Origin of the sequence: Cyclobacterium lianum (genome assembly GCF_900143075.1) — a bacterium.
Taxonomy (GTDB): domain Bacteria; phylum Bacteroidota; class Bacteroidia; order Cytophagales; family Cyclobacteriaceae; genus Cyclobacterium; species Cyclobacterium lianum.
Map to the genome: position 1 here is coordinate 391,813 of NZ_FRCY01000003.1, position 16,575 is coordinate 408,387.

Sequence of the window (16,575 nt, forward strand, 5' to 3'; positions counted from 1 at the left end):
CGTAGTGGCTTTTTTTATTTGGGTAGGGTAAAATAAAAGGTGGTACCTACACCTACTTCCGATTCCAGCCAAATCCTCCCTCCAAAATACTCCACGGTTTTCTTAACGATAGCCAGGCCTATCCCGGTGCCTTCATACGTTCCATTATCATGGAGCCGATTAAAAATCAGAAATATTTTATCGTGATATTCCTCTTCGATACCGATACCGTTGTCCCGAACAGCTACCAGCCATTCCTTTTCTAATGAATCAACATTGATATGAATAATCGGAGTTTCATTCGATCTGTTATATTTCAATGCATTTTCTATCAGATTTTGAAACAAATGTAGCAGCAGAGGCTTGTCCAGCTTAAATTCCGGTAAATCATGATATTGAATGACAGCCCTCTTTTCCCGGATCTGTTTCCGGAGAAGGTGCTCTATTTCCTTCATAATGAGCGATAGCTGAACAGGGGATACTTCATCGGTACTTCTGCCAACCCGGGAATAAGCCAGAAGGTCCAAAATAATTTGCCTCATTCGTTTGGCTCCGTCTACAGCAAAATCAATATATTTCAGGCCTTTTTCATCCAGAACTGATCCATATTTTCTTCCCAAAAGGGTGACAAAACTACTGATCATCCTCAGCGGCTCCTGCAAATCATGGGAAGCTACGTAGGCAAATTGCTCCAATTCCTGATTGGACAAATATAAATCATGTGCTTTTTTTTGCAGATCCTGATTTGCCAGCGCTAAAGCTCTCGTTTTTTCTGCGACCTGCCTCTTTAGTCTGATGGGTTCTATGGTCTTCTGATATACAAAATATGCAACCATGCCTGAGAATAGCAGTCCGGAAATCAGGAATAAAAGGGAATTTCTCAGATAGTTGGGGTGTAGTAATTTGACGAACAGCATCCAATCTCCCTCTTCAATAAAAACGCGGGCGACAATACCTTTGTCAAATTCCGGATCTTCATTAAAATTGAACAGGGTATATGCTCCATTTCCGTCAGTTTTAGCCAACTGATAGACATAATTTTCACTTCTCCCGCTTGTGTCGATCCCCAGGGCCTGTCTAAGGGATTCCATCCGGATGATAACGGCAGAAAAGCCCCAAAAAATACCGCTTTTGAAGATGGGCAAGCGCCCCACCATGGCCATTCCACCCTGATATAGTTCAAACGGACCTTCGAAATACAGCTTCTTTCGTGCAATAGCTTTTTCTGCTGCCCTGCGGTGGTCTTTGTCTGAAAAAATGTTGTACCCAATTACTGCTTCATTACCTATCAGCGGAAAAGTCCTGATGATGGTCTCTCCTTCCACCAGTTGAAGCGCATCCAGATTCGGGTTTTGGTTTAAAATCTTGTTGCACAAGGTATCAAAATCACTTTCGATCATGTCCTTTTCTACCAGGAAAGCCAGCAAATTGGTAGAGCTTACACTGTTTGCCAGTACATTTGAGAGGAGATTTTTTAAATTGTAAGCCTCTTCTTTCACCAGCATCGATTCATTGCTTTTCTCCAATGAATAAATTTTTCCCGCTAAAAAAATAATCCCGGTAGACAAGCCCAGGAATACGAGCCAGGCCCGTTGCACTGGCCTAAGTCTTCTATGCTTTCCCACCATGCTCCTCTTCCACTTTTGGCAATGAAAAATAAAAGGTACTTCCTACTCCTTCTTCCGATTCCACCCAGATCTTTCCACCCAGGTTTTCTACGATCTTTTTCACAATGGCCAATCCCATTCCCGTACCTCCGTACTTTTCCTTGCTGTGGAGACTCTGGAAAATGATAAATATCTTTTCATGAAATTGTGGGTCTATTCCAATCCCATTATCCGCCACGGCAAAAAGCCACTGATCGCCCTCTGCACTGGCGGTAATATGGATCACCGGAGAACCGTCCTCTTTACTGTAGCGCAAGGCATTTCCTATCAAATTCCCAAACAGTTGCATCATCGGGGACTTGTAGGTGATCAATGCCGGTAACCTATCGTAAACCACTTTTGCCCTCTTTTCTGCGATTGCCTTTTTATGAAGCAGGCAGACCTCATCCAAAATTTCATCAAGTTGAATGATCTTTAGTCCTTCATCTGTCTTGCCAACCCGGGAATATTCCAGCAAATCCAAAATTATCTGACGCATGCGTTTGGCGCCACCTAAGGCAAATCCGATATATTGATGCCCTTTTTCATCCAGTAGTTGCCCATACTTTTTGTCCAGCAAACCAATGAAACTGCTCACCATGCGTAGCGGTTCCTGGAGATCATGCGAAGCCACGTAGGCAAATTGTTCCAATTCCTTATTAGAAATTTCTAAATCTCTGGCATGCTGCTCCAGTTGTTCGTTTAAAGCCTGAAGTGATTCTTCGTATTCCTTTCTGTAGGAAATGTCTGTCATGGCTCCCACCACCCGGGTGACCCTTCCCTCATTGTCTCTGATAAAAACGGCGCGGTCCATCACAAAAGCATAATAACCATCCGCCATCATAAAACGGTATTCCTCAAACCAGTTGGTCAGGGTACTGCTTTCCATGTATTCGCGGATCTTCTGGCTTACCCTGTCCCTGTCCTCGGGATGGATCAAGCTGAGAAGCAGATCGAAATCAGGTTTGAATTTTTCCAGATCATAGCCAAACAAAGTCGAAAAGCCCCTACCCCACATCAAGTGGTTTTCTGCTACATCAAAATCCCAGATGGCATCATTGGTAGCCTCTGAAATTTTCTCAAACCGCTCATTCGACTGGCGGATTTGTTCTGCTGCCGACTTTCTATCTGTGACGTCCCTGAAAAAAACACTGATGCCTTCCTCGGTTGGATTGGCACTTACTTCAAGCCAAAGTTTTAACGGACGATAGTACTCTTCAAATAGCACCGGTTCCTGGTTTCTTACAGCGGTATCATAGGCACCGAAGAATTTTGAGTCTTTGGCCATGGGGAAATTTTCCCACAGGCTTTCTCCCAATATGTGCTCTTTCAATACTCCGGTTAATTTCTCCGCATTTTTGTTCCAGTACTGCACCTTCCAGTTTTTATCTACAGAGAAAAATGCCTCACCTATACTTTCCAGAATGGCATTGCGCTCTTCAAAAGCCTTCTGCAGGGAAAGCTGATTGCGCCTTCTCTGTATCGCCGCCGAAAGATTTGAACTAATATTCTGAAGGAAAGAAGTTTCACTTTGAGACCATTTCCTTTCGGAATTGCAATCGTCAAATCCAATAAAACCAAAGAGCGCTTTATCTATTTCTATAGGCAACACCAGACATGATTTGATGCCCTGCTCTGCCAAGACGGGCTTCAAGGCGGATTTCTCCGGTAGGCTGGAGGTAATTATCTGACTGGCCTTCCCCTGCCTCAATGGCTCAAAAAACTCCGGAAAATGGGCTAGGGGTAGGTTTTGAAGATCAGGATTGTCTATCTGGGGGCTTGTATGCCCATTGGTCCATTCAAACCGCTGGCTGCAAACTTCAACTCCGCTTTGTGGGTCTTGGTGGTTTTCAAAATAGTACACCCTGTCTACCTGAGCTACAGTCCCGGTAATCTCGAAAACTCCCTCCAATGCAGTGTACCAATCTTCTTCCTGCAGAAAGGTGCCGATCACCTTTGAAATGGCAGAAAGCAGTTCATTTCTTCCGGCCAATTCCTGCTCCAGCATCTTCCTATCGTGAATATCCTGCAGACTGCCATATAGACGGACACATTCACCAGCTATAAATTCAGTCTGCCCGATACTTCGGACCCATATTTCCTTACCAAACGCATTGATAAGCGGTAACTCAAAATCCCATCCTTCTCCTCTCTCTATAGCTTTTTCTATGGTTTGTTTTACGTATTCCCTTACATCCTCCCGGTAAAAGCCGATTGCTTCCGGGATATCCAAAGTCAGCTCGTTTCCGATACCGTAAATTTCCTTTGTAATATCCGAAAGGTACAATACCTGGGCAGGGACATTTATTTCCCAACTTCCAACTCTGGCCAATTGAGTGGCATTGTTGTGAAGGCTTTGCAATTCCTTCATTTCGGTAATATCGTAGCCATAGGCAAAAACCATCCCTTCATCACCGAAAGGTTTAGAGGAATTCCAGGATATACACCGGAACTCGCCCGACCTGGTACGGTATCGATTGATGTAATTCTTGGCCTGACGTTTACCTGAGACAGTTTCCGTAAATTCCTTGCTCGTTTTATCTAAATCCTCCGGGTGTAGGAAATCAATAAAAGGCTGACCTACAATTTCTGATTCCTCGTAACCTATAATTTCACAGAAGGCAGGATTTACTTTTACGAAATACCCTTTGGGAGAAGCAATGGCCAATATTTCCGGGGCACTCTGAAACATGAGAGACATTTCTTCCTCCTGCTGCTTTCGCCTGATTTCCCCTCCCAAAAATGTGGCGACGGGAAGAAAAAAGTCCTGCATTTGCGTGCTGATCTCCTGATCAGACAAAAATACCAACACCCCAATCGGCTGGTCTTTGTACAGCAGCGGCAAGCCTAAAGCAAATTCAAGCCCTGCGGCTGCGGATGAGGACTTTCTCACAAATGAATCCAGCTTCCCCAATCCTTCCCAAACTTCACCCTGCCCCGTTTGCCATACCTTCCCCGGTAGCCCCTCTCCGGACTTCAGGTTTGAAACAGCCTTGTTTTTAGCGTAAAATTGTTTTCGTTTTTTGTCCTTAAAAAATGTACAACTTAAATTCAAGGCAGACTGATCACTGCCGGCCAACCAAATTTCAGCGGCAAGGTAGCCCTCAAAATCCGCAAGGTACTGCAGGGCATCTCTTAAGATTGCCTCCAGGCTTCTGTCCTGTTTAAACAGGTGAGCCAATTCACCCTGAATCATTTTTTGGTTTTTCTCCCTTTTGCTTTCGGTAATGTCTCTCAAAACACCTATCATGCGTATGGGCTTGCCCGCATCATCCCTGATCAGGTGTCCTATTTCCTCTATATCCAGATAGGTTCCATCTGCTTTTCTTAACCGGGACTCTTCATGCCAGCGAAAGACGGTTTTGTCGTCCATAAATGCATCCCATTTCTTCTGATCTGCCTCCAGCTCTGAAGGATGTTTTAGTGCCGGCCAGTCGGCCAATTTTGTAATTCCCCCACCCCGCTCATAGCCAAACATTCTGTAAAAGCCATCTCCCCATTCGAACTGATCGTTGATTACATCCCAATCATAAATGGCGTCATTTGTGGCCAGGTTGACATACTCGTAGCGTTCATTGTGCTTCCTTAGCTCCCGCTCAATCTTGATACGCCTGCTGATATCGATGCCCATGCACTGGATCTCTTTTGGTTGACCATGTGCATCGACCACACAGATAAAGTCCCAAAGGGTGGTCACAAAACCTCCCCCCCTGGCCGGTTTATCTATCTCCACCTTAAACACTTTTTCCGGTTGGGCAATACATTGCTCTACCACTGTCAACACTCCTTGCTGATCATGCTCACAGATGGAAGACATGCAGCTTTTTCCCAGAATATTACCGTCAGGATAGATCCAGCCAAATTCCTGTATGAATTTCTTATTTACATAAGTATAATTGCCCTCCAGATCAGTTCTGATCACAAAATTGGTTTGGGATTCATAAAACCCTCTGTAACGCGCCTCACTGTTCATGAGTTTTTCCTGCGTCTCTATCAGACCGGTAATGTCTGCACTGTTCAAGACCACCCCTTTTATCGCTTCATCGTCCGTAAGATTGGTAGCCACACTTTGCAGCCAGCACCATCCGCCTCCTTTTATCCTGAAGCGGAACGGAGATATTTTGACCCTTTTCCTGTCCCGGACATTGCTGAAATTCCTGTGGACTTCCTCCAAATCATCCGGATGAATGAAATCACCGAGATTCTCACCAAGAAGTTCCTCTTCAATATATCCTGCAATAAGGGCGAAACTGGGACTGGCATACAGGCAGCTGCCTTCCAGATCCACAACTGCAGTCAGGTCTGAACCCTCCTGAACCAACGCTTTAAACCTTTTCTCACTTAAGGCTAGTTTTTGGTCAGAAGCTATCTTTTCTGTAACATCCCTGGAATTAGCTACTATACCTTGAATTGATGGGTCATCAATCAAATTGGTTGCAACTGTCTCAATCATTCTCCAGGAGCCATCACTGTGTTTGAACCTAAATGGGGGAATAGCTATTTTTCCGGAATTTTGAATTTTTGAAAATTCTTCAAAAACTTTTTCCCTATCCTCAGGGTGAATAAAACTAAACGCATTGTTACCGATAAACTCCTCCGGGCTGATGCCCAAAATCTGGGTTGAATTAGTATTGACGTATATATAATTGCCCTCAGGGTCTAAGATAGCAATTAGATCACTTCCATTCTGAACCAAAGATTTAAACCGTTTCTCACTGAGCATCAGCTTCTGTTCAGCCAGCTTCCTTGGTGTAATGTCCACCATTAATCCCCGCAGGGCTACCGGTTTACCATTTTCCCTGACCACCTTTACCAGATCGTGAAGCCAGACTTCCCTGCCGTCTGCCGCGATCATCCGGTATTCAAAGCTGTGGTCATAACCCATTCTGGTTTGGTTTTCACAATAGTCAAGTGCTTCCTTTTTGTCATCCGGGTGAATATGATTTTGCCAGAAATCAGCGACACCCATCCATTCCCCGGGCGTGTAGCCCAAAATGTTTTCAACCTGCTGACTGATAAAGCTGAACTTCAAACTATCCACTTCTGCTTCCCAAACTATCCCGTCAATGGATTGTACCAGATCCTCAATTTTTCGATTGGTGTTTTTAAGTTCCCTGCTGATTTCTTTCTGATCTATCGCTATCGCCAGATTTTGCGTAATCGTCTCGAGCAGTTCCCGTTCTTCGGGAAGAAAGGGCTCTTTACGATTTCCAGATTGTGGAAAGGGAGAAGTCATCACAGTAATCCGGAGAGATTTTCCGGATCGGGTCCTAAACTTCTGTTCGAGAAAAAAATCAGTTGGCTTAAAATCAGAACTTAAATAGGATTTCCCATCAAATTCAATTTCGGCCGATGTATGCTCAGGTCGGGCCCAGCCAAGGGGCAATAATTTAATAGCGTCGGTCAAAAGTTGCTCGATATCATCCACCTGATTACTGAGTCGGCTGATCTGATAGAGGCATTTCTGCTCCTTTATGCGCTCCTGCAGCGAATCCATAGTGAGGTTCAGCTTTAGCGCGGCCATTTTTTCTGTGGTGATGTCAAAAATCACCGCATCCCAGATTGTACTCCCATCTTCCATTTGCCTGGGAGTACCCGTTCCTCTGTGCCAATGAACTCCACCATCCGGATGGTGGTACCTCCATTCGTGCGTCCAGAAAGACTGCTCCTGTGCCGATTTCCGGATCGTTTCCAGGTGGGCGTCCAGATCTTCTCTCTCGTACCGGTCCCATACAAGCTGGTTGTTTTTCATCGCCTGTTCCGGAGCTATGCCCCAGAGGTGCTTCGCACCATTGCTTACCAACTGCAATTCATCTCTCCCGTCCGGGTAACGTTTGTAGCGGTATACCACACCCGGAATATTGTCACTGATGGTTTTGAATTGGATTTCAGTATTTTTCCTATCGGTAATATCTGTGTGGGTACCAGACATGAGCAACGGAGCTCCCTCTTCCGACCATTTCACCACCCTACCCCGGTCGTTGATCCAGACTTCATGACCGGCTTTGTGAATCATGCGGAGTTCGATGTCGTAAAAGTCGGTCTTCCTGTCAAAACAATCTTTCAATGCCGCATCAGAATGCGCTATGTCTTCCGGATGGACTAGCCTGTACCAGGTGTCCATGGTGACGGGCTCCAGTTCTTCCAGCGTGTAGCCGACAATTTCAGCCCACCTGCTATTGATCCTTACCTCATCGGTTTGCACATTCCATTCAAATGTACCCACCCGCGTCGCTTCAATGATATTATCAAGCCGGTTTTTCTCCTCCTGCATGATTGTCCTGGTCTTATCCAGTTCCAGGTGATTTTTTCGCAACTCCAATAGCTTAATTACCTGATCCGCCAATGCCTTCAGGGAGGTCACCTGTTTGTCATCCAATACCCTTGGTTTTCTGTCAATGACACACAAAGCCCCCAGTGCCTGTCCATTCGCTGCATATAAGGGTACGCCCGCATAAAAAACGATGTGAGGGTCATTTTTGACCAAGGGGTTATCTTTAAAACGCTGATCCTCTCTGGCATCCGGGACGATAAAAATTTCCCGCCCGCTTTTAGCGGCGTAGCGGCAAAAGGATTGATCGATGGGTGTCTCCTTTAAATCCAGCCCTTGCCGGGCCTTAAAAAACTGCTTATCTGAAGCCAGAAAGGTAATCAATGATATCGGTGTTTGACAAATATAGGAGGCGATACCAACTATATCATCGTATTCCTTTTCCGGCAACGAATCCAGGATGGAGTATGACTGCAAGGCTTCCAGGCTTACAAAGCTTTTGTGATCTTCCATAAAAAACAAAAATTACAGCCAGACAGCGTTAAGTAAAAGTACACGGGACATATTTTTTAACTTTTGCTACAAAGAATTAACATGATGTAAATTAAACGGATCGCCTCTAATAAGTCAATTACATCATTAATTTAATAAAGTCAATTAAAAAAACATAAATTTATTACTTTCTGTCTCAGAATATTTATCTAAAAAATAACCAAAAACATTTTATTGCATGTATAAAGCAGATCGCGCAAATTATTTCAATTCCACAGGTAGGAAAAGGAAAAAGTATATCAATTCCTGAGTCAAAAAATGCTATTGTTTTATTTGCCTGTTCCCTTACAATTGGACGATTCTATTCAGAGAAGATGATTGGTAAATACCTAAGATAAGTGCCAGAGACCTTCTGGCATCCGACCCGGTTACCATGGGATTCTGATTGTTTCTGACTGCCCGTACCATGTCCTCTACCTGGCCCTGATGCAACTTAAAATCTATGGCCATGGGGTCGGAAGCACCGCTGCCTCCTGGATTATTGCCGTCTTGAGGTAAGCCTTCTTCGCCCTTGACATTCCACACCACAATCTTTCCGGCTTCCAGGATGATGTTTCCTTTCTCGCCATATATTTCCAGGCGCTCAGGATTGCCGGGATACAGCGAAGTGCCTCCGGTAATGGTGCCCAATGCTCCATTTTTAAAATTTACGACTGCTGCTCCAAGGTCCTCGCCCTCTATCTGATGTACCATGGTTCTGACCTGACCAAAAACCGCTGAGGCATCGCCCATGATATCCAGCAATAAGTCGATGGTATGGACCCCCTGGTTGATCAGGGCAGCCCCTCCGTCGCCCTTTTTGGTTCCCTTCCAACTACTTGAGGTATAATAGGCGGGTTCCCGGTACCAGTTGATAGCAGCTGTGCCCATCAATAATTTTCCGATTTTCCCGGCCTGCACCGCTTCTTTCATCCTAAGGTAGCCTGGTTTCAATCTGTTTTGGAAAATGACCCCTAGTTTGACGCCAGCTTCTTCACAGGCGCGGATCAGTTGATCTGCCCGCTCCAGACTCACCTCAATGGGTTTTTCCAACAAGATATGCTTTCCTGATTTGGCGGCAGCTATGGCTGGTTCCAGATGCTGACCACTATGGGTACAGATGCAAACTACATCAATTTCTTTATGTGCCAGAAATTCATCCAGGTTGTGGTAGGCAGGCACCTTAAACTTTTCTGCAGCCAGTTTTGCTCTTTCATCACTGGAACTACAAACTGCCATTAATTCACTGTCTTTGCATCCGCCGATAGCAGCGGCATGCATTCCCGCTATGGCTCCTGTGCCAATTATTCCAAATCCTAATGCTTTGTGTTGCGTCATCCTATAGTATGATTCTGGTTATTTATATTTGCCGATCATTTCTTCCATCACCCGGTTGGTCCTTGCAGCAGATTCTCCTGTGCTGGGACAAATCGCCTCTTTCCCCAACAGTTCATCTACGATGCTCTTTATCAGGAAAAACTGTATGTTTTCAGGCATTTCAAATGCAAATACCTGCTCGCCCTTTCCATTCTTTCGCAATGTGACATCCGTTCCCCAAAAACAAGGGAAGCTGATTTCTCCCTCTGCACCGATGATTTTTATTTCATCTTTTCTGGACGGCTCTCCGGTGGTGAAGCACCAATTTCCCGCGCCCAATACACCGCTACTAAACGAAAAGTTGCCCAATACTATGTCTTCCGCTGGATACTCCCCTGCCTGATTTGAAGCTACACCACAGACATCGGCAATGGGTCCAAGCAAAAAATCCAGTAAATCCAACTGGTGTGAACCCAGATCATAAAAATACCCCCCTCCCGCCTTTTCCGGGTCTATCCTCCAATTTTCTTTCAGGCTGGCCTTGACATCAGGATGGCGAGGCTGGTTCATCATGATGGTTACATATCTTGGTTTGCCTATAGCACCCTCATCAAGCAGGGATTTTACCTTCAAAAAGTTTGGCAGGGACCGCCGGTAATAGGCTACATATAATGGAAGGCTCGCCTGCTCACAGGCTGCAATCATTTGCTTACATTCCTCAAAGTTTCGTGCCATCGGTTTTTCCACATACACCGGCTTTCCTGCTGTCGCAGCTTTTATCGTCAGCTCCATGTGCGCATGAGGAGGAGTAGCAATGTATATGGCATTTACTTCCGGATCATTGATCAGATCATCGGCATCATCGTACCATTTGGATACACCATGTCTTCGGGCATAGTCCGCGGCCTTTTCTCCATTTCGGCGCATGACGGCCACAAGTCTGGATCCTTTGATCTTTTGCATGGCAGGAGCACTTTTCTTCTCACAGACGTCCCCTGCTCCAAGTACTCCCCAATTTACCTCAGTATGCTTGAAACTCTTCATGGGGTTAAACTTAGGAAAAAGATTTGAAAAAAGCGCACCGGAGCGATTTACATTCGGTTTCCAGGTTCCGATATCCTCTGATATAAAGGGACCCCTATGTCCCCGGAATTGGTCTTTCCCTTTTCCGATGGGCACAAATCTTCCAGGATCAACTGGCAATTCACTCTGGATTCGGAATTATAAATTCCGAACATCTGACCCATGATTACTGATGATCATCCAATCAGCTATCGTCATTTTCACAGCGCATACCCTACCGCTATTTTGGTAGACTTATATAGAATGTAGTGCCAGTACCCTTTTCCGAATGAAGCCAGATTTTCCCTCCCATATGATTGACGATTCTCCGCACGATTGCCAACCCCATTCCACTTCCCTCCTTCATTTTCTCATGCTCCAACTGCTTGAATAATTTAAAGATTTCGTCATAATGGCTTTTATCAATACCAATACCGTTGTCCGCCAACCTTAGCTCAAAGGACGCTTCATTTTCCACGGCAGAAATGTTGATTTCGGGAACGGTTTTCTCCGGAACGAATTTTAATGCATTGGATATCAGGTTTTGAAACACCTGCTTCAAACCTACAGCATTGCCCGCTATTACTGGTAATTGGTCCGAGAAAATACGGGCATTTCGTTCTCTAAGCTGTCTGCGCAGCATTACTTTTACTTCTGCCAATATCTCGTTTAAATCCACCCGCTCCTGTTTTGAATTGTTTGTAGCCCGGTAAAAGTGAAGCAGGTCATCAATCATATTGCCAAGGCGCAGTGAGCCATCTAAAGCGAAACCCAGGTAACGTTTACCTTTGTCATCAAGGCGGTCTTCATATTGCTCCTTTATCCTGCCCATGAAGGCATTTACCATTCTCACGGGTTCTTTCAAATCATGGGAAATGGAGTAGGCAAACATTTCCATGCTGTCTCTTGCCGCCTGTAGCTCTGAATTCAACAGATTCACCTCCTTATTTTTGCGGGAAAGCTCCCTTTGCTTGTTGATCAGTTCATTGTTTAGTTCTGTAAAGTCGTTCAACATCAAACCATTAATACCCAGATTATCTTTAGCAGATTGGGCCAGCTTGACTTTCTTCTCTGCCAAACGGATCATGTTCAACTGTTCGCTGTAAATCTGCATGATCTCATCCATGGCTTTCTCGACGGCGGCAGTCTCCGTACTGCCGCACAATAAGATATTGTCATGAATCAAATACCCTGAAAAAGTAAACCTGAGGCTTTCATTCAGGTATTTAACATGCAGTTGTATGTGCTCCTGCATCCCCTGGTCCGTTACCTGTACCCAAAAATCTCCCAATGCCTCTAAAGAATCCGGAGATATGACTTCATGGATCTGTACCGGAACTTTCTTTTCAGAAAATATGCCCGCATGGTCCAGTAAAATTTCATTTACCGCTCCTTTTCGGTTACATTTCAACATGACCCTCAGGATACGGTCTTTATTCTCAGCGTCAGCCATCTACCAATCTTTTAGCAGTTAAAACAGCCCCATCCGCATTTTCTGCAAAACCGTCGGCTCCTACTTTTTTCCACAAACCCGCATTGATTTTAAAGGGGTAGCCTCCTACCAATATTTTCAGTTTACCAAATTCCCTGCTGCAGCGTATTTTTTGGATTAGCCTGCCAGCATGGCTGACATGGGTAGGTAAAGTCACTGAAATGGCCAGTAAATCCGCTCTATAGGTATTTAAGGCCTCCAGCAATTGCACATGAGGCATATTGGCGCCCAGGTAAAAGGTATCCCAGCCTTCCATCTCAAAAATATCTGCCAGCATCCGGATCCCCATCTCATGAAGTTCCCCGGCAATGGAGCAGGCTACCATACGCTTACCAATTTTGGGGCTGGAAAAAATTTTCGGGTATAATCCTGCCATGATTAACTGCGTGGCCGCTGTACAATAATGCTCATGGGCTACGGATATGTGATTGCATTGCCAGAGTAAACCCACTTCGTACTGGGTTACCTGAAAAATATGCAAATAAATATCCTTTACAGACTTTCCTTGATCTACCAACTTATTGATCAGCCTGGCCGCCGCCTGCCTGTCTGCATTGAGCAGGTATTGAAGGTATTGCTCCGCTTCCTTTTTTAAAGGGTTTTCATCGCGAAAAAATGATCCTGGGTCTGTGACTTTAAGGTTTAATTTTTGCCGGGCAAGCGCAAAGTAAGGTTGGAGTGCTGCAGCCTCACGCTTGCCAAAGAATTCCTGAAGAACACGTTCGATATAAATCAGATTCACTTCCAGATCATACCTGGAAATCTTCCTGGCTTCCAGCATGCCCGCAGCCCAGAGGATATAATTGCCATAAATCTCCGGATGATCCATGGCGAGGGCTTCCGCTAAAAATTCCAGGTGATAGCATGCATCTTCCTGGCAACGATCCCTACCCGCATCTCCATATTTCTTGTCCAGGTCGGGGTTTTTCTGAAAATGCAACTCCGTGATCTTTTCGGCCAAACCCAGCTTATTCTGGAGAATAATGCGGTCAATTTTTTCCTGCATGATCAGCTACATATATATTCAAACCTGGTGAGTGTCCAGCTATGCGGCACCAGTCTCAGACCCTTGGGAATCCCGCCATGGGAAGCTTTGAGGTGATTGCAGTGCCAATAATCAAAGTCGTTTTCACTTTCCCAATACGTGATTAGGTGAATTTCTGCCGGATCGGCCAGGGGACTCAATACATCCATCTTAATAAACCCTGGCGCCCCTTCTACAAACTTCGGACGGTCCCGGAAAGCATCCTTTACTTTTTCTTCCATGCCGTTTTGCACGGTGAACTTACTGATGGCAGCTATCATTGTTATCTCGCTGTTATTTGTGTTGATAATTCCTATTTTACCTCGCTAGAAAATAGGTTGCCAGTCGGCATCAAACCCTATGCTACTCAGGTAAACTACCGTCCTATCGCCGATCTGATTCCTTTCGCCGGACATTTGAAAAAATCCGGGACTCTGAAGATAGCATACGAAATTTACCCGTTCTTTTCAAATTTTAATCCTTTTGTTTCTTTCCAGATTTGGCAGGCAATATACAAATTGTTTGCCAAAGCCAGTTACTGCTACCTCGGTTTGCCCTGAGTTACCAGCAAGTCTGGCCAGTATTCCGGGGCAGGCCTGCCGAAGGCATCATTGGTAGGTGAATGATGTGGTGCTGAATTTGCCAGTTGCAAATAAAACGATGCCCATCGTCAGCTTTTTATAATCCTTGCCCGGCGAAAACCCCAAGCCCTGCTGCACAACAACTCCAGGATTCAAACCCAATTCGGAGGTCTTTACGTTAAACCAATAGACAATCAATAACCTATGATTGCGCGTAAAACATAATTTGTTTTTAAAATGCTGTTACTGAAAAAACTCAAAATATCATTTATTGGTCTGTTTATGGTGCTGTTCATAGCAGGCCTTTCCTTTTCCAATCTACCCGTTCTAGAAAAGGTCAAAACCAATCTATCGGTCTGGAAGACCAATTATGCTCCTGAAAAAGTTTACCTGCATCATGACAGGAATTTTTACAGGGCAGGGGACGTGATCTGGCTTAAAGGATATTTGGTTCAGGCTTCAAACAGGTTGCCTGGAAACAAAAGTAAAATCATGTATGTAGCCTTGGTTGACCAGCAAAATCAGGTGGTCAGCAAACTCATGCTGGACGTTGCCGAAGGTAAAGCCAATGGTGACATTTCGATTCCTGAAGACCTTGATGAAGGACGCTATTTTCTGAGAGGATATACCAACTGGATGGGTAATTTTGATGAACAGTCTGTCTTCAGCAAGGAAATCTACATTTGGAACTGGGATTCCGTTGCAAAAAGACAACAATCTGAGAACATTGCCACTCCCGACTTCCAGTTTTTTCCAGAAGGAGGAAGTCTTTTGGGAGAGATTCCGTCTAAGGTAGCTTTCAAGGCTACCGGGCCGGACGGACAGGGGCTGAAGGTATCTGGTGAAATCCGTGACAGCTCTGGAAAAAAAATAACCGATTTCCAATCCCGTCACCAGGGAATGGGGACATTTGAGTTCATTCCCTCTGCTACAGAGCAATATACGGCAACCATTGATTTCCCGGGAGGTTTTTCACGTGAGGTTTCGCTACCGGAAGTAGCCACATTCGGTGCCCACATGAGTCTACTTTATGGCGAAACACAAATTAAGGTCAACGTTTTTCACCGCGAAAAGGATGATGGCAGGCTTCTGCTGACTGGCATAGCTCAGGATGAGCTGCACTATTCGACCACGCTTGATTTACCTGCCAGTGGAGACACCAGCCTGGTGATTCCCACATCCGAATTCCCTACTGGCATCACCAGGTTTACCCTCGCGAAAGCATCCGGGGAGCCATTAAACGAGCGACTTGTATTTGTCGATCATGAAGACCAGATCCGGCTAAGCCTGCAAGCCAATCAGGAAGAGCATGGCCGCAGAGAACTGGTGGAACTTGAAATCACATCCAAAGATCCGGCAGGAAACCCGGTAGCTGCAGATCTTTCTCTGGCAGTTGCAGAGGATCAGCTTGCCGGTAATTATACAGATCAATTAGACATAGCGTCCTATCTCCTGCTGGCTTCCGAGGTGAAGGGGCATATCGCTTCTCCCGGATATTATTTCAACCCGGAAAACGCTGACCGGTATGAAGTTCTGGACCTGCTCCTGATGACACAGGGCTGGCGGGGCTTTACCTGGCAACAAATTGTCTCGGACGATTTTCCGGAAATTACAATTTCCCCGGAAATGGCCATCAAGGTGGATGGCTATCTGAGGAAGGATAATGGCGACCCTATCGCCAATGGAGATGTGGTATTGTTTATCAAAGACAAATATGAAACCTTTATCTCCGCAGAAACAGGTGCAGAGGGTCAGTTTGGTTTCGAAGGTTTTTACTTCCGGGATTCGATCGATATACTGATACAGGGTACGGATGCGCGCGGCAGGACCAGCGATGTCAATGTAAGCCTGGCAGACCAAAGCTACCAACCATCTCTGCCGGATACACTGCCATTTTATTTGAGCAGAAAGGTCGCGGAGTTTGGCAGGGAACAACTTTATCCCAGCCAGGCCCTGTTCCAGGGTGTCGCCGCAGAGCCGGGCAGTCTGGAATTGGGTGAAGTATTGCTGGAAGAGGTAGTAGTGGAGGGAAGTGCTGAAATCTCAAGACCAATGACCCTTCACCGAAATGCCGATGCTGTGATCGAACCCAGCCAGCTTCCTCCGGCTCCTTCAGGCAACATACTGGAGGTATTGCAGGGCAGGGTAGCCGGACTCCAGGTGGTCCCGGGAGGTCCAAACCAGTTCAGGGCTGTGATCCGGGGCCAGGGCTCTCCGCTTTATCTGTTGGACGGTATTCCTGTTGATGAAAGCATGCTACAGAGCATCAACCAATTTGATATCAGTAGAATAGAAATTTTAAAAAGCCCCGCCAATATTGGCATCTACGGAGGTAGAGGTGCAGGGGGAGTCATCGCATTGTATACCCGGAGAGGACCTGATGAAATAGATATTGAAGAAACGGGTGATCATATCAAAGTATTCCGGATCGGAGGATTCAGTAAATCCAGGCAGTTTTATTCTCCGAAATACGGGGAAAACCAGGTGTTTGACCAACCGGACAGGCGAAGTACCATCTATTGGAATCCCAGCGTAAAAACCGATGAAAACGGAAAAGCCAGTGTAAGCTTCTATACCGCCGACAGGAGTAGCCTATACCGGGTAACGGCAGAAGGGATTGCCGATAATGGGAAACTAGCCCATTCGACGCTAGGCCTGGAGGTATATTGATA

General features: G+C 45.5%; 8 protein-coding genes. 1 reads left to right on the forward strand and 7 read right to left on the reverse strand.

The genetic code is table 11. The features are described 5' to 3' along the window. Positions 1-14: 14 nt before the first annotated feature. From BUB19_RS06560 to BUB19_RS06590, 7 genes are all read right to left on the reverse strand, one after another. Positions 15-1,607, reverse strand: coding sequence for an ATP-binding protein (locus BUB19_RS06560; RefSeq protein ID WP_073093721.1), 1,593 nt, complete (start codon positions 1,605-1,607; stop codon positions 15-17). Beyond that, positions 1,591-8,409, reverse strand: a complete 6,819-nt coding sequence (locus BUB19_RS06565) for a PAS domain S-box protein (protein ID WP_073093722.1) — start codon at positions 8,407-8,409, stop codon at positions 1,591-1,593. Before BUB19_RS06565 ends, BUB19_RS06560 begins: the two co-directional genes overlap by 17 nt. A gap of 324 nt (positions 8,410-8,733) precedes the next feature. Then, positions 8,734-9,765, reverse strand: coding sequence for a Gfo/Idh/MocA family protein (locus tag BUB19_RS06570; protein ID WP_073093723.1), 1,032 nt, complete (start codon positions 9,763-9,765; stop codon positions 8,734-8,736). Between the two features lie 18 nt (positions 9,766-9,783). Continuing rightward, positions 9,784-10,788, reverse strand: coding sequence for a Gfo/Idh/MocA family protein (locus BUB19_RS06575; protein WP_073093824.1), 1,005 nt, complete (start codon positions 10,786-10,788; stop codon positions 9,784-9,786). A gap of 259 nt (positions 10,789-11,047) precedes the next feature. Further along, positions 11,048-12,259 (reverse strand): sensor histidine kinase, encoded by a 1,212-nt coding sequence (locus BUB19_RS06580; protein WP_073093724.1) that lies wholly within the window; start codon positions 12,257-12,259, stop codon positions 11,048-11,050. Next, the gene (locus tag BUB19_RS06585; protein ID WP_073093725.1) at positions 12,252-13,304 is read right to left on the reverse strand and encodes a cobalamin-dependent protein; all 1,053 of its coding nucleotides are present in this window, start codon (positions 13,302-13,304) and stop codon (positions 12,252-12,254) included. Before BUB19_RS06585 ends, BUB19_RS06580 begins: the two co-directional genes overlap by 8 nt. Positions 13,305-13,306: 2 nt before the next feature. Then, complete coding sequence (locus BUB19_RS06590) at positions 13,307-13,603, reverse strand: antibiotic biosynthesis monooxygenase family protein (RefSeq protein WP_073093726.1); 297 nt, start codon at positions 13,601-13,603, stop codon at positions 13,307-13,309. 537 nt (positions 13,604-14,140) lie between these two features. Here BUB19_RS06590 and BUB19_RS06600 point away from each other — a divergent pair. Beyond that, entirely contained in the window at positions 14,141-16,573 is a 2,433-nt protein-coding gene (locus BUB19_RS06600; protein ID WP_073093728.1) for a TonB-dependent receptor, read from the forward strand. Positions 16,574-16,575 lie beyond the last annotated feature (2 nt).

What these genes read in the sequence shown, in the direction of transcription:
- BUB19_RS06570 (WP_073093723.1), bottom strand. Translation starts at nt 9,765, where the DNA reads ATGACGCAACACAAAGCATTAGGATTTGGAATAATTGGCACAGGAGCC.
- BUB19_RS06585 (WP_073093725.1), bottom strand. Translation starts at nt 13,304, where the DNA reads ATGCAGGAAAAAATTGACCGCATTATTCTCCAGAATAAGCTGGGTTTG.
- BUB19_RS06560 (WP_073093721.1), bottom strand. Translation starts at nt 1,607, where the DNA reads ATGGTGGGAAAGCATAGAAGACTTAGGCCAGTGCAACGGGCCTGGCTC.
- BUB19_RS06600 (WP_073093728.1), top strand. Translation starts at nt 14,141, where the DNA reads ATGCTGTTACTGAAAAAACTCAAAATATCATTTATTGGTCTGTTTATG.
- BUB19_RS06575 (WP_073093824.1), bottom strand. Translation starts at nt 10,788, where the DNA reads ATGAAGAGTTTCAAGCATACTGAGGTAAATTGGGGAGTACTTGGAGCA.
- BUB19_RS06565 (WP_073093722.1), bottom strand. Translation starts at nt 8,409, where the DNA reads ATGGAAGATCACAAAAGCTTTGTAAGCCTGGAAGCCTTGCAGTCATAC.
- BUB19_RS06580 (WP_073093724.1), bottom strand. Translation starts at nt 12,259, where the DNA reads ATGGCTGACGCTGAGAATAAAGACCGTATCCTGAGGGTCATGTTGAAA.
- BUB19_RS06590 (WP_073093726.1), bottom strand. Translation starts at nt 13,603, where the DNA reads ATGATAGCTGCCATCAGTAAGTTCACCGTGCAAAACGGCATGGAAGAA.